This is a genomic window from Streptomyces sp. SCA2-17, assembly GCF_044336695.1.
In genome coordinates, this window is the sequence record NZ_CP117521.1 from 4,301,950 (window position 1) to 4,322,267 (window position 20,318).

General features: G+C 68.9%; 13 protein-coding genes and 1 riboswitch. Of the genes, 9 read left to right on the plus strand and 4 right to left on the minus strand.

The window, feature by feature from the left end:
• Nucleotides 1–159: 159 nt before the first annotated feature.
• Nucleotides 160–1,062 carry a Gfo/Idh/MocA family protein gene (locus PS271_RS19645; RefSeq protein ID WP_398383384.1) on the minus strand — a complete coding sequence of 301 codons (903 nt, stop codon included), beginning with the start codon at nt 1,060–1,062 and terminating at the stop codon, nt 160–162.
• Between the two features lie 288 nt (nt 1,063–1,350).
• Here PS271_RS19645 and PS271_RS19650 point away from each other — a divergent pair, with 288 nt between their 5' ends.
• The 5 genes from PS271_RS19650 to PS271_RS19670 all read left to right on the plus strand — a co-directional run bounded on the left by PS271_RS19650 (nt 1,351) and on the right by PS271_RS19670 (nt 8,896).
• The gene (locus PS271_RS19650) at nt 1,351–2,895 is read left to right on the plus strand and encodes a glycoside hydrolase family 3 protein (protein ID WP_398383385.1); all 1,545 of its coding nucleotides are present in this window, start codon (nt 1,351–1,353) and stop codon (nt 2,893–2,895) included.
• A 101-nt stretch (nt 2,896–2,996) separates the two neighbouring features.
• Entirely contained in the window at nt 2,997–3,257 is a 261-nt protein-coding gene (locus tag PS271_RS19655) for a DUF3311 domain-containing protein (RefSeq protein ID WP_398383387.1), read from the plus strand.
• Nucleotides 3,254–4,879, plus strand: coding sequence for a monocarboxylate uptake permease MctP (gene mctP, locus PS271_RS19660; protein ID WP_398383389.1), 1,626 nt, complete (start codon nt 3,254–3,256; stop codon nt 4,877–4,879). The genes PS271_RS19655 and mctP overlap by 4 nt, the downstream gene beginning before the upstream one ends.
• A gap of 272 nt (nt 4,880–5,151) precedes the next feature.
• Nucleotides 5,152–5,252: riboswitch (adenosylcobalamin-variant (AdoCbl-variant) riboswitch) on the plus strand.
• 174 nt (nt 5,253–5,426) lie between these two features.
• Nucleotides 5,427–7,832, plus strand: a complete 2,406-nt coding sequence (locus PS271_RS19665) for a ribonucleoside-diphosphate reductase subunit alpha (RefSeq protein ID WP_398383391.1) — start codon at nt 5,427–5,429, stop codon at nt 7,830–7,832.
• A complete protein-coding gene (locus PS271_RS19670; protein ID WP_398383393.1) occupies nt 7,832–8,896 on the plus strand; it encodes a ribonucleotide-diphosphate reductase subunit beta in 1,065 nt (354 codons plus the stop codon). The genes PS271_RS19665 and PS271_RS19670 overlap by 1 nt, the downstream gene beginning before the upstream one ends.
• Before the next feature lie 802 nt (nt 8,897–9,698).
• Here PS271_RS19670 and PS271_RS19675 read toward each other — a convergent pair.
• The gene (locus PS271_RS19675; protein ID WP_398383394.1) at nt 9,699–10,121 is read right to left on the minus strand and encodes a hypothetical protein; all 423 of its coding nucleotides are present in this window, start codon (nt 10,119–10,121) and stop codon (nt 9,699–9,701) included.
• Nucleotides 10,121–13,504 (minus strand): ALF repeat-containing protein, encoded by a 3,384-nt coding sequence (locus tag PS271_RS19680; protein ID WP_398383395.1) that lies wholly within the window; start codon nt 13,502–13,504, stop codon nt 10,121–10,123. The genes PS271_RS19675 and PS271_RS19680 overlap by 1 nt, the downstream gene beginning before the upstream one ends.
• A gap of 470 nt (nt 13,505–13,974) precedes the next feature.
• Here PS271_RS19680 and PS271_RS19685 point away from each other — a divergent pair, with 470 nt between their 5' ends.
• The 4 genes from PS271_RS19685 (at nt 13,975) to PS271_RS19700 (ending at nt 19,369) form a co-directional block, all read left to right on the plus strand.
• Nucleotides 13,975–14,466: a hypothetical protein gene (locus tag PS271_RS19685; RefSeq protein ID WP_398383397.1), complete on the plus strand. Its 492-nt coding sequence runs from the start codon at nt 13,975–13,977 to the stop codon at nt 14,464–14,466.
• Nucleotides 14,467–14,542: 76 nt separating this feature from the next.
• Nucleotides 14,543–16,129 (plus strand): S1 family peptidase, encoded by a 1,587-nt coding sequence (locus PS271_RS19690; protein ID WP_398383398.1) that lies wholly within the window; start codon nt 14,543–14,545, stop codon nt 16,127–16,129.
• Between the two features lie 106 nt (nt 16,130–16,235).
• A complete protein-coding gene (locus PS271_RS19695; RefSeq protein ID WP_398383400.1) occupies nt 16,236–17,921 on the plus strand; it encodes a lytic murein transglycosylase in 1,686 nt (561 codons plus the stop codon).
• A 374-nt stretch (nt 17,922–18,295) separates the two neighbouring features.
• Nucleotides 18,296–19,369 carry an acyltransferase family protein gene (locus PS271_RS19700; protein ID WP_398383401.1) on the plus strand — a complete coding sequence of 358 codons (1,074 nt, stop codon included), beginning with the start codon at nt 18,296–18,298 and terminating at the stop codon, nt 19,367–19,369.
• Nucleotides 19,370–19,537: 168 nt separating this feature from the next.
• On the opposite strand, the gene PS271_RS19705 is transcribed toward PS271_RS19700, so the two are convergent.
• Complete coding sequence (locus PS271_RS19705) at nt 19,538–20,305, minus strand: GntR family transcriptional regulator (protein WP_398386937.1); 768 nt, start codon at nt 20,303–20,305, stop codon at nt 19,538–19,540.
• Nucleotides 20,306–20,318: the final 13 nt, after the last annotated feature.

Here is a 20,318-nt window from a genome sequence, read left to right on the forward strand (position 1 = left end):
AATTTACCCGCACATTACCTACGTGTGACAGCTTAAATTTTCCGCAAATTACGGACTGACCGGGTCACTTGGGGCGCGAAGGGGTGCAGTTCACGGGTTTCCCCGGCAACACTGCTTTACCTGTTCCGTACCTGTGCACGAATTATTACGGAACTCGTACTACCCATTCCGGAACCGTGCCGCCCAGCAGGCCGTCGTCACGATGTCGTCCACGAGCACGGCGTCCGCGACCGGGCAGACGGGCGCCCTGCCCTCCCGTACCGCCGCCGTGAAGTCGGCGATCAGCGGTACGTGCGGCTCGGGGGCGAGCCCCGCGTCGAGCGGGTCCAGCGTCAGGAAGCGGCCCCCGGCGGTGACGTCGATCCGGTCCCGCTCGGCCCCGCCGGCCCAGGCGAAGCGGCACTCCGCCGACGTGCCAGAGGCCCAGCCCAGCGTCACGTGGGCGCGCCGCTCCGCCCCGGCGGGAAACCTGCGGCCGAACCGCGCGCCCACCCGTACGGGCGGGCCCAGCACCGACAGCAGCAGGTCCAGGCGGTGGCTGCCCGCGTCCGCGAGCACCCCGCCGCCCGCCACGGCCGGGTCCGTGCGCCAGAGCCCGGGATCGTCCGGGGCCGGCTCGAAGGGGGTGCAGAAGGTGAGGTGTACGCGCGCGGGCGCGCCCGCCGTGAGCGCCTCGCGCAACTGCCGCGCCGCGGGCCCCAGCCTGCGGTAATACGCCACTCCGGCGCACAGCCCCGCCGCGGCCGCCGCCTCCGTCAGCGCGCCCCCGCCACCGAGCGCGCCCGCCAGCGGCTTCTCGATCAGGACGTGGCAGCCCGCCCGCAGCGCATGGAGCCCGACGGGCACGTGGCCGGCGACGGGTGTCGCCACGTAGACCGCGTCGGCTGCCGTCAGCCGGGCCGGGTCGTCACCGCCCGCGGGCACCCCGAACTCCGCGGCCGTACGGGCGGCGCGGCCCGCGTCCCGGCCCCAGACGTAGACCGGCTCCTCGCCCAGGGCGCGCAGGGCGGGCAGCACACGGCGCCGCACGACGTCGCCGTAGCCGGCGACCGCCCACCTCACGGCCGGACCGCCGCCTTGAGGATCTCTGGCGGTGGCCCGGCGCACCGGGTGCGCCCCTCGCCGGAGAGCCGGATCTCGCGGCGGGCCACGGGTGCGTAGCAGCGCAAGGCGAACTCCCTTTGCCTCGGGTTGTCGCGGCATTCACAAAGCGACCCTCAACTCACCACAAACGGAAGGGCATTTCAACAGCTCAGAAGCCCGGCGCGCCCTTGACACTCCTATTGGTACAGTCCAATATCGCGACTGTCCGGGCGTCACTGCACCGCATCGCACCAGGAGGTATCCGCCATGCTCTCCCACGGTCGCGGTGATCGGCTCGGCCGGCTCTCCCACGCGGTGCTGCAACCCGGATTCGAAGGCACCACGGCGCCGGACTGGGTGCGCCGCAGGATCGCCGAGGACGGGCTCGCGTCCGTCGTCCTCTTCGGCCGCAACATCGCCGGCCCGGAGCAGGTCGCCCGCCTCACCGCGCAACTCCGCGCCGAGAACCCCGATGTGATCATCGCGATCGACGAGGAAGCCGGTGACGTCACCCGCCTGGAGGCCTGGACGGGCGCGTCCCGCCCGGGGAACCTGGCGCTCGGCGCGGTCGACGACACCGCCCTGACGGAGTCCGTCGCCCGCGACATCGGCCGCGAGCTCCGCGCGGCCGGCGTGTCCCTGAACTACGCGCCCAGCGCCGACGTCAACTCCAACCCGCGCAACCCGACCATCGGCGTCCGGTCGTTCGGCGCCGGTACGGAGCTGGTCGCGCGGCACACCGCGGCATGGGTGCGCGGCTTGCAGTCCGCGGGCGTCGCGGCGTGCGCCAAGCACTTCCCCGGGCACGGCGACACCGCCGTCGACTCCCACCTCGACCTGCCGCGCGTCACCGCCACCGCGGAGGAGCTCGCCGCGACCGCCCTGCCGCCCTTCGCCGCCGCCGTGGAAGCCGGCGTCAGGGTGGTGATGACCGGCCACCTCCTCGTCCCCGCGCTCGACCCGGAGCTGCCGGCCACCCTGAGCCCCCGCATCCTGGTGGACCTCCTGCGCGGGCAGCTGGGTTTCACCGGCCTGATCGTCACCGACGGCATCGAGATGAAGGCGGTCACGGCGCGCTACGGGATCGACGGCGCGAGCGTACGGGCCGTGGCCGCGGGGGCGGACGCGGTGTGCGTCGGCGGCGAGCACGCGGCCGAAGCCCACACCGAGCTGCTGACCGCCGTGCTGGCAACGGCCGTCCGGGACGGCGTCCTGGCCGAGGAGCGGCTGGCCGGGGCGGCCGCGCGGGTCGCGGAGTTCGCCGCCTGGTCGGGGGAGCGCTTCCGGGCGCACGCGGAGGACTCCACGGGCGCCGCGGCCGGGACGTCCGGCATCGGGCTCGTCGCCGCCCGCCGCGCCATGCGGGTCGTGGGCGGCACGGACGGCGCCCTTCCGCTGCCGGCCGACCCGCACGTGGCCGAGTTCGCCCCCGCCTCGACCCTGGCCATCGACCGGCGGACCCCGTGGGGCGTGGCGGCCCCGCTGCGCGAACTGCGCCCCGGCGCCACCTCCGTACGCCTCACCCAGGACGAACTCGCCGCCGACGCGGGCGTCCTGGAGCGCGAGGTGCTCGCCCCCGCCGCCGGAAAGCCGTTGGTCGCCGTGGTGCGCGACGCCGCCCGCCACCCCTGGATGGCCGCCGCCCTGGACCGGCTGCTGGGCGCACGGCCCGACGCCGTCGTGGTCGAGATGGGCGTCCCCGGCCCGCGCTCGCCGGGCGCCGTGCACCTCGCGACGCACGGGGCGACCCGCGTCTCGGGGCAGGCCGCGGCGGAACTGCTCGCCGGCGGGCCTCACTTCTCCGGCTCGTGACGTTGTCATACCGATATGCGGACGGGGGGTGACTCCCGGCGGTCCCCTCGCCTAGATTTCCTGCGCATCACGCAGTGATCACACAGGGGGGAGTCACCACCATGACGGAACCACCGGAGGGCGGCAGCAGGAGGGCGGTCGTCACCGCGCCCCTGGCCGTGGCGGGACTGTGCCTGGCGCTCCCCTTCGCCGCGATGCTGTGGGTCGCCTCCTACGCCCGGACCGGCCCCGCCTTCATCGGCATCCCGTTCTTCTACTGGTACCAGATGCTGTGGGTGCCGGTCTCGACGCTGCTGACGGTGGTCGCGTACGTGATCGTGCGGCGCCACGAGCGCATCCGCAAGGCGGGTGAGCAGCGGTGAAGGACGGCGTGAACGGCGTGGCACTCGCCGTCTTCATCTTCTTCTTCCTGGTCGTCACGGTGATGGGGTTCGTCGCCTCCAGGTGGCGGCGCGCCGAGAACGCGGACAACCTGGACGAGTGGGGTCTGGGCGGCCGGTCCTTCGGCACCTGGATCACCTGGTTCCTGCTCGGCGGCGACCTCTACACCGCTTACACGTTCGTGGCCGTCCCGGCGGCGATCTACGCGGGCGGCGCGGCCGGCTTCTTCGCGGTCCCGTACACGATCCTCTGCTACCCCCTGGTCTTCACCTTCCTGCCCCGCTTGTGGTCGGTCGCCCACAAGCACGGCTACGTGACGTCGTCGGACTTCGTCCGCGGCCGGTTCGGCTCCAAGGGGCTCTCGCTCGCCCTCGCGCTCACGGGCATCCTCGCGACGATGCCGTACATCGCGCTCCAGCTCGTCGGCATCCAGGCGGTGCTGGACGTGCTGGGCGTGGGTGGCGGCTCGAACTGGTTTATGAAGGACCTGCCGCTGCTGATCGCGTTCGGCGTGCTCGCGGCCTACACGTACTCCTCCGGGCTGCGGGCGCCCGCACTGATCGCCTTCGTCAAGGACGCGCTGATCTACATCGTGATCATCGTGGCGATCATCTACATCCCCATCAAGCTGGGCGGTTTCGACCACATCTTCGCGAAGGCGGGCGAAGCGTTCGCGGTGAAGAACCCGGAGACGGGCAAGCCGCGCGGTGCGCTGGTGAGCGGGCCGGACGCGCAGTGGTCGTACGCGACGCTCGCGCTCGGTTCGGCGATGGCGCTCTTCCTCTACCCGCATTCGGTGACGGCCGTTCTCTCCGGCAAAGGCCGCAACGTCATCCGCCGCAATACGACGATCCTGCCGCTGTACTCCCTGATGCTGGGTCTGCTCGCGATGCTCGGCTTCATGGCCATCGCCGCGGGGATCAAGGTGAAGAACGGCCAGCTCGCGATCCCGCAACTCTTCGAGAACATGTTCCCGGACTGGTTTACGGGGGTGGCCTTCGCGGCGATCGGGATCGGCGCGCTGGTGCCGGCCGCGATCATGTCGATCGCCGCCGCGAACCTTTTCACCCGCAACATCTACAAGGACTTCATCAAGCCGGACGCCTCGCCCGCGCACGAGGCGAAGGTCTCCAAGCTCGCCTCGCTTCTGGTGAAGGTCGGCGCGCTCGTCTTCGTCCTCACCATGGACAAAACGGTCGCCATCAATTTCCAGCTGCTCGGCGGCATCTGGATCCTGCAGACGGTCCCGGCGCTGGTGGGCGGGCTCTTCACCCGCTGGTTCCACCGCTGGGCCCTGCTGGCCGGCTGGGCGGCGGGGATGGGCTACGGCACGTGGAAGGCGTACGACACGCCGAGCGCCACGCAGGAACATTTCGGCAATACCAACCTCATCCCGCTTATTGGAGAAAAGGGTTATATCGGGCTCACCGCCTTCGTGCTCAATGTGATCGTCGTCATCGTCCTCACCGTCGTCCTGAAGGCGCTCGGCGCGCCGGAGGGCGTGGACGAGACCACGGCCGCCGACTACACCGCGGACGCCGGCGACCCCGGGGTCCAGCAGGAGCTCCCGCCGGCCACCGCGGGGGTCCCTGGCGGGCACTAGAACGACCTCCGGCGGGCCCCCGGGCCCGTGAGGCCGACCGGGCCGTCACGTCCCTCTGGAGGGGGTGTGGCGGCCCTTCGTCGTACCCGGCGGCCCGCCCCGCGGAGGCCCCGCGAACGGCCCGCGGGAGGCCCGGCAGCGGCCCGCGCGTGACCTGCGATCCCACCCTCAACACCGGGGCCTGATAACACATTCCGACCTATGCGCTTACCGCGCGACACAACATGTGGGGGCGCGTGCGAGGGGCGGCACTAGATGTATGCTCGTCCTCGCTGTCGTCGCAGGGGAATCCGGTGGAAATCCGGAACTGTCCCGCAACGGTGCATGTATGCCGTTAAGCCGCGCATGCAGGAGTCCGAGTACCTGCCGGCAGCACGCCCTCCACCGAGCCTGCCCTTGGCTCGGCTATGGGCGTTGAATTCGTCCGGGCCTCGCGGGTTGGGCCGGCGGACGCCTACGAGGCATGCCCTGCGCATCAGGCATGCCCGTACGCGACCGTCGTGCTCTTCCCGCCGGCCCCCACCCAGCCGAGCGAGGGAGAGCCTCAGTGACCATCGCGCCCGCAGACCCGGTTTCAGGTCCCGTCTCAGCGACTGCGGAAGAAGCGACCGGCGGCCCCGGGACCGCGCTGCTGCGCACCCTGACCGACCTCACCGCCGACCTTCCCGCCACCGACCCGGGCAAGGTCGCCGCCGCCGCACTGCGGGGCCGGAGCGCCACCTCGGACGAGGCCGAGCTCCGCTCGCTGGCCACCGAGGCCGCCGCGGGCCTGATCGCCGAGGAGCCCGAGTACTCGCGTCTCGCCGCGCGTCTGCTCACGCGCGCGATCGCTGACGAGGCCGCCGGCCAGGGCGCCACCTCCTTCTCGGCCTCGGTCGCCGTCGGCCACAAGGAGGGCCTGATCGCGGACGAGACCGCCGCGTTCGTCGCCACCCACGCCGCCCGCCTGGACGAGCTCGTCGAGAAGGCCCTCGCCGACGGCGCCGACGACCGCTTCGGCTACTTCGGCCTGCGCACCCTGCACAGCCGCTACCTGCTGCGCCACCCGATCCACCGCGACGTGATCGAGACCCCGCAGCACTTCCTGCTGCGCGTGGCCTGCGGCCTCGCCGAGGACCACTCGGAGCGCGCCCTGGACGACGTCGCGGAGCTGTACCGGCTGACGAGCACCCTCTCGTACCTGCCGTCCTCCCCGACGCTGTTCAACTCCGGCACCCGCCACCCGCAGATGTCGTCCTGCTACCTGCTGGACTCCCCGCTGGACGAGCTGGACTCGATCTACGACCGCTACCACCAGGTGGCGCGGCTGTCGAAGCACGCCGGCGGCATCGGCCTGTCGTACTCGCGCATCCGCTCCCGCGGCTCGCTGATCCGCGGCACCAACGGCCACTCCAACGGCATCGTGCCGTTCCTGCGCACCCTCGACGCCTCCGTCGCCGCCGTGAACCAGGGCGGCCGCCGCAAGGGCGCCGCCTGCGTCTACCTGGAGACGTGGCACGCCGACATCGAGGAGTTCCTGGAGCTCCGCGACAACACCGGTGAGGAGGCCCGCCGCACCCACAACCTCAACATCGCGCACTGGATCCCGGACGAGTTCATGCGCCGCGTCGAGACGGACGCGGACTGGTCGCTCTTCTCCCCGGCCGACACGCCCGACCTGGTCGACCTCTACGGCGACGAGTTCGACGCCGCGTACCGCGCGTACGAGGCCGAGGGCAAGGCCGTCAAGACCATCCCGGCGCGCGTCCTCTACGCCCGCATGATGCGCACCCTCGCGCAGACCGGCAACGGCTGGATGACGTTCAAGGACGCCGCCAACCGCACGGCCAACCAGACGGCCGAGAAGGGCGCGGTCGTCCACTCCTCGAACCTCTGCACCGAGATCCTCGAGGTCACGAACGACGGCGAGACCGCGGTCTGCAACCTGGGCTCCGTCAACCTCGCGCAGCACCTCGGTGCCGACGGCGAGATGGACTGGGAGAAGCTCGACCGCACGGTCCGTACGGCCGTCACCTTCCTCGACCGCGTCGTGGACATCAACTTCTACCCGACCGAGCAGGCCGGCAACTCCAACAGCCGCTGGCGCCCGGTGGGCCTGGGCCTGATGGGCCTCCAGGACGTCTTCTTCCGGCTGCGCCTGCCCTTCGACTCGGCCGAGGCGAAGGCCCTGTCCACCAAGATCTCCGAGCGGATCATGCTCGCGGCGTACGAGGCCTCCGCCGACCTCGCCGAGCGCAACGGCCCGCACCCGGCCTGGGCCGCCACCCGCACCGCCCGCGGCGTGCTGCACCCCGACCACTACCCGAACGCCGTCAAGGCCTGGGCCGGCCGCTGGGAGGCGCTGCGCGCCCGCATCGCCGAGGTCGGCATGCGCAACTCCCTGCTCCTCGCCATCGCCCCCACGGCGACCATCGCCTCCATCGCGGGCGTCTACGAGTGCATCGAGCCGCAGGTCTCCAACCTCTTCAAGCGCGAGACGCTCTCCGGTGAGTTCCTCCAGGTCAACACCTACCTGGTGGAGGACCTGAAGAAGCTCGGCGTGTGGGACCGCACCACGCGCGACGCCATGACGGACGCCAACGGCTCGATCCAGGACATGCAGTGGATCCCGCAGGAGGTGCGCGACCTCTACCGCACCGCCTGGGAGATCCCGCAGCGCGCCCTGATCGACATGGCCGCGGCCCGTACGCCGTACCTCGACCAGAGCCAGTCGCTCAACCTCTTCATGGCCTCGCCCACCATCGGCAAGCTCAGCTCGATGTACGCGTACGCCTGGAAGCAGGGCATCAAGACGACGTACTACCTGCGCTCGCGCCCGGCCACCCGGATCGCCCGCGCCGCGTCCGGCGGCTCCGCCGCCCCCGCCACCATCCCGGTGCAGCAGGCCGCGCCCGACGCGGACGCCATCGCCTGCTCCCTTGAGAACCCCGAGTCCTGCGAGGCCTGCCAGTAATGCCCGCCCGTCGCCCGACCACCACCCCTGAAGGACAGCACTCCGTGCCGGAAGCCTCTTCTCAGAAGAACCTGCTCGACCCGGGCTTCGAGCTGACGCTGCGCCCCATGCGATACCCGGACTTCTACGACCGCTACCGCGACGCGATCAAGAACACCTGGACCGTCGAGGAGGTCGACCTCCACTCGGACGTCGCCGACCTCGCCAAGCTGTCCCCGGGCGAGCAGCACATGATCGGCCGCCTCGTCGCGTTCTTCGCGACCGGCGACTCGATCGTGGCGAACAACCTCGTGCTGACGCTGTACAAGCACATCAACTCCCCTGAGGCGCGGCTGTACCTGTCGCGGCAGCTCTTCGAGGAGGCCGTGCACGTCCAGTTCTATCTGACGCTGCTCGACACCTACCTGCCCGACCCGGAGGAGCGCGCGGCCGCGTTCGACGCGGTGGAGAACATCCCCTCCATCCGCGACAAGGCCCAGTTCTGCTTCAAGTGGATCAACGAGGTCGAGAAGCTGGAGCGCCTGGAGACGAAGGCGGACCGCCGTCGCTTCCTGCTCAACCTGATCTGCTTCGCCGCGTGCATCGAGGGCCTGTTCTTCTACGGCGCCTTCGCCTACGTGTACTGGTTCCGCAGCCGCGGCCTGCTGCACGGCCTCGCGACCGGCACCAACTGGGTGTTCCGCGACGAGACCATGCACATGAACTTCGCGTTCGAGGTCGTCGACACCGTCCGCCAGGAAGAGCCCGAGCTCTTCGACGACGAGCTCCAGCAGCAGGTCACCGACATGCTGAAGGAAGCCGTCGAGGCGGAGCTGCAGTTCGGCCGCGACCTGTGCGGCGAGGGCCTGCCCGGCATGAACACCGAGTCCATGCGCGAGTACCTCCAGTGCGTCGCCGACCAGCGCCTCGTGCGCCTCGGCTTCAAGCCGGTCTTCGGCTCGGAGAACCCGTTCTCCTTCATGGAGCTGCAGAACGTCCAGGAACTGACCAACTTCTTCGAGCGCCGCGCCTCCGCGTACCAGGTCGCGGTCGAGGGCACGGTCGGCTTCGACGAGGAGTTCTGATCCGGGAACCCCACTGAATCCTGCGGGTCCGGCCCGCCCCTCCGGGGGCGGGCCGGACCCGTTTCTGCTCGGTAAGGGCCGGCTTCACCGGGCAGGTCGCGCTTGATGAGCATGCCGATCATGGAACGCCCGACTCGTCGACGCGGCGTAGCGGGAGCTGTCCGAGGAGACAGAGATCCCTCCCTCGGCCGTCGCCCTGCCGGGGCTGTGTCCCGTGCACATGGACGTGCACCCCACCCGGCCCACGACGCCAAGAGATCGGGCTGCTCAGCACGTCGGCATCGGTCAGATCCGCATCTCCGGGCGCTCGGCGTCAGCCGGGCGGTCCGCCCGAGGCGTCGGAAGCGTTCGTCTCGCCTTCGGAGCACCGGTAATTCCAGCCGCTCGCGGCGACGAGGTCGAGAACCGTTTGCCAGCCCTCCACTGAAGGCTTGGCGGCAATCACGTCCGGCAGGGGCCCCATCAGGCGGGGGTCGATTGACCAGGCCAATGCATGGGCCTCGCGGCAACGCGGTCGCCATCGCCGCCAGCCCTGTCGACCGTCAGGGTCCCGATCCACAGGAACCATCACGCCTTCACCGGAGCATGGGACACCTTGCGCCATGAGCCGTCGGACGTGCACTGCAGGCGGTGTACGGAGACGGGCATGGGGTGGCCGAAGCCCGGAGGGCAGAGGCGTCCGGCGTCCGCCGACACAGAAAGGCGGCGCCCCTCGGGGAGGGGCGCCGCCTCGGTCACGATGCCTCAGTCACGAGCCGCGGACCCTGGAGCCGCGTGAGCGACCGCTTCAGGTGGACTCCGTTCAGGCGGACTTCTTGAAGACGAACTTGTTCGGAGAGTCCTCGGAGATCGGAATGTAGATGCCGTCCCGGTCGCCGTTGCCCGCGACCTTCAGCCGGATGGCTGCAGTGAAGCCGTCCCCCTCGTCGAGGGTGACAGCGATCTGCTGATCATCCAGGGTCGACTTCTTCTCGAGACGCCATGTGCCCTTTCCGGTGAACGGGTCGAGCGGGGCCTCGTCGGCCGGTGAGAAGTGGGTGGGGACCTTAACCGCGGTGAGTGAGCCGTCCTCGCGAAGGATCAACTGCGCTCCCTGGCTACCGGTCCACGAGCCAACGAGCTCGCCCGGTTTCGCCGAGCCGCCAAAAGGGCTCAGGAACAGGAAGGCCACGGCACCCAGTATGAGCGCGACACCAAGGACGGAAATGGTGATGATCTTCTTCATCAGCGGTGCAGCGTCTCCGTCCAGGTGGCGGTTTGTCTCTTCGTTCTTCCCGGGCCGCCGAGCCAGTCCAATGTCTTGTTGACAGGCCCACCGATCCACGAGTCCCACAGGCCTCTGAAGACTGGCGGATGCACCAAGGAATTGAAGCTGGTCTCGTTCGTGATCGTGATCTGGACGGTTATTCCTCCGGTGTCAGAGTTTTTCGATATGAGCTTGTACTCATAATTGTAGGAACCGACGAAGAGGGCTGTCGAGCTACCGTACTTCCCGTGGGACAGTTTGTTGCTCAGCCAGGCTGTGCCGCCCAGGGTTACCACATCGGCGAAGTCGTCGACGAGCCGCCCTACTCCTTCTTCTCCCAGCACAGAATAACCGCCACGGCCAGGCGACTTCACACCCTGCCCTTCGGCGAGACCTTCGAGGATCCGCCGGCGGACCACGTCCATCGAATGGTCCTTGCGGAGCTGCTCGGTGAACTCATCACCGGGACCGTAGAAATGGCTGTCCGGGCCGATGCCCAGCACCCAGTTGAGTCCCAGCTCGAACGCCTTCGGCTTGGCAAGCGGTGGGTCCACGTTCACCAGGCCTGCCTGGATCATCTGCAGCTGCGTCCGGGCCTGGATTGGCAACTTCGCTTGCTCCCGGTCCCGCTTTTGCTGCTCCCGGCGATACTCTTCCGCCTCCTTGACCTTCTTCTCGACGTATGCCTTGTAGGCGTCCTTCTTGGCCGCATCGGCGGCCGCGGCGTCCTTGCCGGCAGCCAAGGCCGAGGCGCGGGCCGATTCGGCGTAGGTGGATGCCTCGTCGGCGGATGCCCTTGCTTGCGATGCGGAGACCGACGCGCGAACCGCGGAGTACTCGGCTTCGTCGGCATCGCGTGCGGCGGCTTGCGCCGCGGCTTCGGCGACGTGTGCGGACTTGGCCGCGTCGGCCGCGGACGCCGCGGCCTGCTTGGCGTAGGCCCGGGCCTGGCCGGAGAACTCCTTGGCCTGGCCCGCGGCCGTCGCGGCCCGGGTGGCCGCCTTCTTCGCCTCGTCCGCGGCCTGGTTGGCTCGGGCGGCGACGATGGTCGCGTCCGCTGCGTCCTTCTGCGCGGTTGCCGCGGCCGCAGCGGCCTCGGAGATGTACTGCTGGACAACCGCAGTGTGGGTGGCGGTGAGTTGGTCCTGGCGGGCAGCGTCATACTGACCGACCTGGATGAAGTTGCGCAGGACCGCGGCCGGGGACTCCAGGGCTATCTTGGCAGCTGCTTGGGTCTCGGGTCCGCCGTTGCTGATCAGCTGGCTGGCACGGACCCGGTCATCGGTGAACTGTGCTTCGAACTGGCCCTTGTTGAGGAACTCGCGGAGCTTGTCCGTCGTGCTTGCCTTCAGGGCTTCCCCGGCAGCCTGCTTGACGGACGGGCCGCCGTTGGTGCCGATCTGGGTGGCTCGCATGCGGTAGTCGGTGAACGCCGCCTCGTACTGACCGCTGCGCAGGAACGCGCCGATCTGCTGAGCGCCGCCCTTGAGAGCCGCTTCGGCCGCCTCCTTGACGGCATCCGATGCGGCGACGCCGGCGATGAGTTCGGCAGCCGCGCGCTCATCCTGCTCGACGGCCTGCTGCCGGCCCGTACGGACGTACTCGTCCACTTCCTCGTCGGTACCGGCGAGAGCCGTCTTGGCCGCTGCCTCGCTCCATGGCCCGCGGGTCTTCATCGTGAGGACGGCGACCTTGCGACCCTTGGCCGCTATATCCTTGACATTCGTTCCCGGCTTGGACGCCTCCTCCATGAGACGTGCAGCCTCGGCGTCGAGGTGCTTGCGTTCCTTCGCCGTCCGGTCCGTGTCGGCCTTCGCCTGCTCGTCGGCCAGTTTGAGCCCCTTGGCCTGTGCTATCCCCTGAGCGGTACGGGTCTTCAGCTCCTCGTTCTCCACCTTGCGTGCGGTAGCGAAGACCTTCTTCGCGGTTTCGACGGCGTTGGTCGCCTCGTCGGCGGCTTCGTTGGCAGCCTTGGCGTGGTCGGTGGACGCCTTTGCCGCCTTGGCCGAGTCGCCCGCGTGCTTGGCCGCCTCATCGGCAGCGTCGGCCGCGTTGCGGGCGTGCCCGGCGGCGCGCCGGGCGGCCTGACCGGCCTCGTCAGCGGCGTCGGCGGCTTGGTAGGCCAGGTCGCGAGCGGCCATGGCGGCGCGGCGCGACTCCTGGGCGTTGGCGCGGGCGGTGGAGGCCCACTGCTTGGCCTTGGTGGCCTCTGAGCCGGCCTGGCTCGCGTAGCCGCCGGCCTCGTCCGCGGCATCTGCGGCAGCGTCGGCGTTGGCGCTGGCACCCAGCGCGGCGTTCGCAGCGTCACCGGCGGCGCGCGCCGCCTTCTTCACCTCGACCGCGGCCTGCTGGGACTTCTCGGCGGCCGCTGCGGCATCCCGCGCGTTCTCGGCGGCCTGACGGGCGACAGCCGCGCCGGCCGCGTCGACCGCCGCGCCTGCCGCTGCGTTGCGGGCCCGCGAGGCCGCCTCGGCGGCACCGGCCGCCGCGGCTGCCGCGTTGGCCGCTGCGTTAGCGGCCATCCGGGCCGCATAGTTGGCGGCATTCGCCGCACTGATCGCTTCCTGCGCGGCCTCGGCCGCGTCCTGTGCCGCGTCTGCCGCCCGCTGTGCCGCGCCTGCTGCCCGGGAAGCGTCCTTGCCCGCTGCGGCCGTCTCTTCCGCGGCCCTCTTGGCCGCCGTCTTTGCCAACTCGGAGGCTGCGACCGCCTTCTTGGAGGTCTCCTTCGCCGCGTCGGTCTGGCGCTTTGCCTCCTGGCCTGCGCGTACGGCCTGTTCGGCGAGCTGAGCCACGGTGGCGCGTTCCTGGTCACGGGAACGCGCGATGCTCTGGCCGACGTTGAGGAACTCGCGGATGTTGTCGATCGAGCCGCTGAGGGCGACCTTCGCGGCCTCCTTGGTCGCAGGCCCCCCGGACGACATGATCTGAGTGATCCGCATTCGGTCGTCGGTCTCCTGCGCCGAATACCGGCCTTCGGACAGGAATTTGCGGACGTCCTCGATCGACCCCTTGAGCGCGGCCCCGCCCTCCGCCTTGACGTTGGGTCCGGCCGAGTTGACGATCTGGGCGAGGAAGAGCCGCTGGTCGGTCTCCAGCGGCTCTTGCCAGCCGTCCTTGAGGAAGGCACGCAGCTTCGTCGGTTCGCCCAGGGCTTCGTGCGCGGCCTCGCGCAGTGTCGTACCGCCGATGGAGCCGAGCCGCATCGCGCTCATGCGGTCGTCGGTGAGCTCCGCGAACTCCTTCTCGTTGTCGAGGAAGCTGCGGATCTCTGTATCGCTTCCCAGTAGCGCCGCTTCGGCCAGGGCTTTGACGGTCGGCCCACCCCTGGTCCACAGCTCCACGACGCGGGCGCGGTCGGTCACGGGAGCCGGACTGTCTGCCGCCATGGCGGGAGTCACTCCGGGCATGGTCATGAGGAGAGCGACGGGGAGCAAGCTCAGGCACAGCATGCGTATGCCGAACCCCACTCTTCCCCTGGTTCTGGTCAAGTGAAGGTCAAGTCTCACTCTTCTGTTCTTTCCCGTCGGTTGTGCGTTGCCGGCTTCCGGCCCCGTGAGCATAACCGTAGGTATTGGGACATCTGGGCGACCAATAGGCAAAGAATGTCCGTTTTGTGACGGAGTGTTGGCTGGCTAGGTGGCATGTCCATGTCGCGACGTAACCCTCGGTACGCCTTGAAGGCTCGGAAAAATTGCGCCCGGTTTGACGTCAAGATTCGGCAAAGTCTCGATGGGTGGTAAATTGCCGCTCTGCGTCTTTATTCAGCCATTACACGCGGCATTGCCGCTGTTGAACCAGTAAGGGATCTTTAGTGATACGGTGCGCACGCAGAATGCTTCCCGCCGGTGTTGTCGGCGCGGTGACGGTCGTTCTGAGCACTTCCGCGCTCGGTGTCGCTGCCGCGGCTCCCGCCGACGATGAGATGCCGCCTTCGATCGTGGAGACCTTCGAGTACCCGGGTGCGGCGAAGATCCTCAAAGAGCAGGGCATCGCGCTACGCAGGGGCGACGGGCACATCGTGCTGGCCGACTGCCGCACATCCTCGGACATTCGGGTCATGACGGAGTTCAGGCACCCCGGCCAGACTCAACAGGGCACCTACTGCTTCAAGGTCACTGGCACCGGAAAGACCGGCTGGCTGACGCTGGAGGTCCCGAAGGTCTACATGATCTCGACCGGTGACTACGCCCTGGATGTCAAGGTCGACTCCAACGCCGGTCGTGAGCAGGTCAAGGTGGCCAAGAATGACTACAAGGGCGTCGGTAAGGGTGCTGACTCCAACAACGACGCGACCACGCTGATCGAACTCCGCGTCACCAGCTGATGCTCCAGCTGCCCCGGGATCGGGCGCGGCACTGCGCCCGATCCGACAGCCCCCCACGACAGTGAAGGAACAGAAGATGCCTGCCATACGTCCGCGCGCGGCATGGGGAATCGTGGTCACCGCCACGGCCGTGGCCGCCGGACTGCTGACTGCCGCCCCTGCGAACGCCGTTGTGGGGGAGAAGGTCAAGGACGGTTCGTACGCGTTCACCGCCAAACTCGACATCGGTGGCGAGCGGAGCTGCTCCGCGACGGTCGTCGAGAAGCAGTGGCTGGTCACCGCCGCGAGCTGCTTCGCCGACACCCCTGGTACCAAGGTCGCCCCGGGTGCACCGAAGCTGAAGACCACGGCTGTCATTGGCCGTACCGACCTCACCCGCGGAGACCAAGGCGTCGTCACCGACGTCGTGGAGCTCGTCCCGCGCGACGACCGAGACGTGGTCATGGCCCGGCTGGGCAATCCGGTCAACGGCGTGACCCCGGCCGAACTGACTTTCAACGCCCCCCTGCAGGGCGAGGACCTGCGCGTCACAGGCTACGGCCGGACCAAGGACGAGTGGGTCCCCGACCGGCTGCAACAGGCTGCGTTCACCGCCGGTTCCGTGAAGGACACCACCTTCGTCCTCAACGGGAAGAACCCCGACGCGACCACCTGCAAGGGCGATCAAGGCAGCCCGGTCTTCCGCGAGGTCGGCGGCCACAGTGAGCTCGTCGGCATCAACAGTGCCTCGTGGCAGGGCGGTTGCCTGGGCGCCGACGAGGCAGAGACCCGCAAGGGCGTTGTTTCTACCCGGACCGACGACATCGCCGGCTGGATCCAGAGCGTCTCCTCGCGGAACCTCCTGTCCCGCGCGGACTGGAAGAACGCCGCACACATGGCGTCCGGCTACTTCACGGGAAGCCCCGCCGGTGCTAAGCGCCGGATGGACCTGTTCGTCGCGTGGAAGGACGGCTCGGCGAGCATCTTCCAGGGTGCTGACCACAACGACCCCAAGTACCCGTTCTCCGCGGAGTACAAGGTCGCGCCCGCGGGCAGCTACTGGAAGAACGCCAAGACCATCTCCGCTGGCCGCTTCACCGAGAGCGGCAGCGATGGCATCACCGTCCGCTGGGAGAACGGCAAACTGTCGACGTACACCCACGTCGACGCCCAGGGCGTCCACGACGAGAACACCCTCGCCCCGGTCGGCTCTTTCTGGAAGAACGCCAAGATGATCACGGTCGGCCGCTTCACCGGTAACGCCCTGCGGGACGACCTGCTCGCGGTGTGGGAGAACGGCTCCACGTCGATGTACTCCGACACCGGCGTCAACGGTCTCGCCAAGCACACCCAGCTCACCGAGGCCAACGCCGGCTGGGGCAACGCGCAGCAGATCGCGGCGGGCGAGTTCGCCGGCAAGAAGACCGCTGATCTGATGGTCCAGTGGAACGACGGCCAGAACCAGATCTTCCCCGGTGTCGACACGGCCGGCTATCACGGCCGGACGGAGGTCCGTCCCCTGAAGTCGGCCTGGAAGAACATCGCGCAGATGACGGTGGGCAACTTCACCTCGGCCAACGGCGGCCCGAGCGACATCCTCATCCGTTGGAACGACGGCAACCTGAGCTACTACCCCGGCGTGGATGCTAACGGCACCCACAGCGAGGTCCAGCTCGTCGGCTGAGCCGGCTGAGTCTCGTGGGGGCCGATGCCGAAAGGGGCGTCGGCCCCCACACCCTTTTCATCAGCAAGAACACAGCAAAGTCACCGCAAGCCGAGGTCCCCCCATCATGAAGCCACTCCCCGCCCACCTTGTCAGCCGAACTCGGCAGGGACTGTGCGGGATAGCTCTGGCCGCCTCGCTGTCCACGGCCGCCGTCGCGGCCCCGTACGCCGCCGATGCCAGTGACGCCGATGGCGGTCCGCAGGGGGGCCGGCCCCGCGGCGTGCCCAACCTCAGCCTGCCCGACCTCCGTAAGGGCGCTGGTGGTGCCGAAGCCCTGAAGGAGGTCACGGGCATACCCGCGACCGCCCTGGACGCGTACCGGAAGGCCGGGCAAGCCCTGGTCCTCAGTCAGCCCGGCTGCCACCTGCCCTGGGAACTGGTCGCCGGGATCGGCCGCATCGAATCCGTCCACGCTTCCGGATACGGCCTGCGCACCGACGGCTCCACCGAGAAGCCGATCCGCGGACCCCGGCTCGACGGCAAGCAGTTCGCCCTGATCCGCGACACCGACGGTGGGCGCTGGGACGGGGACCCGGAGTACGACCGGGCCATCGGCCCCACCCAGTTCATCCCCTCCACCTGGGCCGTCTGGGGTGCCGACGGTAACGGCGACGGCGTGAAGGATCCCAACAACCTCTACGACGCTGCCCTGGGCACCGCCCGCTACCTTTGCGCGGGCGACCGGAATCTGGCCGACGCGGCCGACCTCGACAAAGCAATCCTCAGCTACAACAACTCGCGCGAATACGTGAACGCCGTACTGGACTGGATGCACACCTACCAGGGCGGCAAGGTCACCGCGATACCCGACGACACTCCGGCGACCCCCTACCGTCCCGACCCCACGGCTGCTGTCGCCGGCACGTACTCCGGTTCCACCCCTGCCCGGACGTCCCTCGCTTCGGCCGCAACCACAACTGTCGTGAACCGTCGCCGTCCCGAGGTGCCGACACCGCCCATATCCGAGAACAAGCCCACCCCCGACACGCATGCCAGGCCGGATCCCAAGCCCGTTCCCGAGCCGGACCCGCGCACCGTTCGCCGCCTTGACCCCATCGGCGGGCAGAACCGCCGGGCTGAAGCCGGGAAACCGCTCGACCGGCCGCTCGAGGTCCGGGCCACGAACGCCCAGGGCGAGGCCGTCTCCCGGAAGAACATCACCTACGACATCGTGGGTGACACCCTCGCGCGATTCCCCGGCGGAGCGCGGAGCACCACCGTTACCACCGACCTCCGTGGGATCGCCGTTGCGCCGGTCCTCCTTACCGGCGACCGGCCCGGCGGTTTCACCGTCAGGGCAAGCACACCGGGCGAGCCCAGCGGGACTGTCACCTTCCAGGTGACTCTCCGGCCGTCGCCCACCGCCACCGCCGACACATTGACACTGATCAACGAGCAGCCTCTGCGCGCCACCACCGGCAGCGCGTTCTCCACTGTCCTGGGCGTCAAGGCGACCCGTTACGGGCAGGTCGCGGCTGGAACTGTGATCACTGCGACGGTGATTTCCAGCAAGGAGGACCCGGGTGAGAGCGCAGTCGGCCCTTACTTCACGCGCCCGGACGGCGCCGGCCCGCTGCGCACCCTCATCCTTCCCGCCCCGGACGTCAACGGCATCGTCTCCCTCCCGGAGGTACGCGCCGATCAGAGTCCTGGGACCTACATCCTCCGGCTCGCCACGCTCGACGGCGTCACCCTGGACGTCGAACTCACGGTCACCTCAGCCCCGGCCACGTCACACCATCGCCATTAGTAATGGACAGGAAGTTTCCATGTGAACCATTCTGTAATGGATCAAGAAGGTGCAGGGTGGCGTAAGGTGATATATTCCGTTCTGTCGCTCATATGGATGAAATCTGCTGCCGGGGGCTCGGGCGGGGTTTCCATCCCCTTCGCGCCGTAGGCCGAGACGCTCCGCTGGTCCCTCCAGGACGCCCGGCTGCTGTGGCCTACCCCCACGGGCGAAGCTGCTCACCATGGCCGTCGGGGCACTGTCGCCGCGCCTCGTGGAGAGCTGTCCGGCGGAAGGCACCGCAGGACTTACCCCGCCCTTCACACAGAACCTCGACAATGAGCTTGATATCCCCTGCCTCCTCGAAGCTGTCCAGCGAGCCCTCCGTTTCGCGAGTGCGTCTGGATTCGCTCACGGGCCTTCGCTGGTACGCAGCGCTGCTCGTCTTCTGTTACCACTTCTTCTACGAAGAGACCGCCACCGGCACCGCCCAGCACATGGGCAAGCTGAAGCAGGTCGTCTACGACGGCCCTTCGGCTGTTTCCTTCTTCTTCATCCTCTCCGGATTCGTTCTCGCCTGGTCCGCGCGGCCCCGCGACACCGTGACCGGCTTCTGGCGCCGCCGCTTCGCCCGCATCTATCCGAGCCATCTGGCGACCTTCTTCCTGGCCGCGGTCTCGCTCGTCTGGATGGGCAAGGCCCTCGACCCCGGAATCGCGCTGGGGAACCTCAGCTTGCTCCAGTCCTGGATTCCGAACCGGACCGACTGGTGGTTCGGGTACAACGGCGTTTCCTGGTCGCTGAGCTGCGAGGCGCTCTTCTACCTCGCGTTCCCCTTCATCATCAAGGTCGTGAAGCGGCTGTCGACCCGAGGGCTGTGGGCCACGGTGATCGCGGGCAATGCGTTCGTCGCCCTGCTTCCGATATTCACGGCCCCCATCGGACACGCCACCGGCTGGGACGCGAAGTTCGTGCTCTACATCCTGCCGCCCGTGCGGCTGATCGAGTTCGTCATCGGCATCGCTGTCGCCCTGCTGGTGAAGAACGGTGCCTGGCGCGGCCCCGGCCTGCTCGCCAGCCTCTCGATGTCCCTCATCGTGATCTTCGGGCCGGTGCACGTCATGCCGTACAACTTCCACTGGGCCGCCGACACCATCGTCCCGTTCACCCTCACCATCGCCGCTGCCGCCCGTGCCGACATCCAGGGGGAGCCTTCACCCTTCAGGAACCGGTACGTCGTCTATCTCGGCGAAATCTCCTTCGCGCTCTACCTGGTGCACGAAATCATCATCTTCAGCACCAACCATTTCCTGAAAACCCACCAGCTCCTCATCCCCGTGACGCTGCACGCGGGTCTGGTTCTGGCGATGTCCGTCGCCGCCGCGGTGCTCCTGCACGAATGGGTGGAGAAGCCGGGCGTGAGGTTGCTTTCCCGCAGCCGGCGGAAATCCGTGCGGACCGAGGTCTGATCAGCGTTCAGCTCTCGTCTCCGTCGTCACCCTCGTGAAAGACCACGCGGCTCCGGCCAGGACCGGAACGGCGACGACCTCCGGTCTGTCGTAGACGTGGAGGTCGTCGCTGCGGTCCGTCGGGTCGGGCGCCTCGCTGTCAGCTCGGTTGCCCGAGGGGAGAGGGGGCTACTCCGCCGGCCGCTGCAACCGTGCCACGAACTTATAGCGGTCCCCGCGGTACACCGACCGGACCCATTCCACCGGCTCCCCCTGCGCGTCCAGCGAGTGGCGGGAGAGCATCAGCATCGGCAGGCCCACGTCCGTGCCCAGCAGGCCCGCCTCGCGCGGCGTGGCCAGGGACGTCTCGATCGTCTCCTCCGCCTCCGCGAGGCGGACGTCGTAGACCTCGGCCAGGGCGGTGTAGAGCGAGGTGTACTTCGCCAGGCTCCGGCGCAGCGCCGGGAAGCGCTTCGCCGACAGGTGGGTCGTCTCGATCGCCATCGGCTCGCCGCTGGCCAGCCGCAGCCGCTCGATGCGCAGGACGCGGCCGCCCGTCGCGATGTCCAGCAGCGTGGAGAGCCGGTCGTCGGCCGTGACGTAGCCGATGTCCAGGAGCTGGGAGGCCGGCTCCAGGCCCTGGGCGCGCATGTCCTCCGTGTAGGAGGTCAGTTGCAGCGCCTGCGAGACCTTGGGTTTCGCGACGAACGTCCCCTTGCCCTGGATGCGCTCCAGGCGGCCTTCCACGACGAGCTCCTGGAGGGCCTGGCGGACGGTCGTGCGGGAGGTGTCGAACTCCGCCGCCAGGGTGCGCTCCGGCGGTACGGGCGTGCCGGGGGGCATGGTTTCGGTCATGTCCAGCAAATGGCGTTTCAGGCGGTAGTACTTGGGGACGCGCGCGGTCCGCGCGCCGCCCGGCGCGCTGCCGCCCTCGCCCGTACCGCCCTCGGTCGCCATGGCCTGCCTTCCC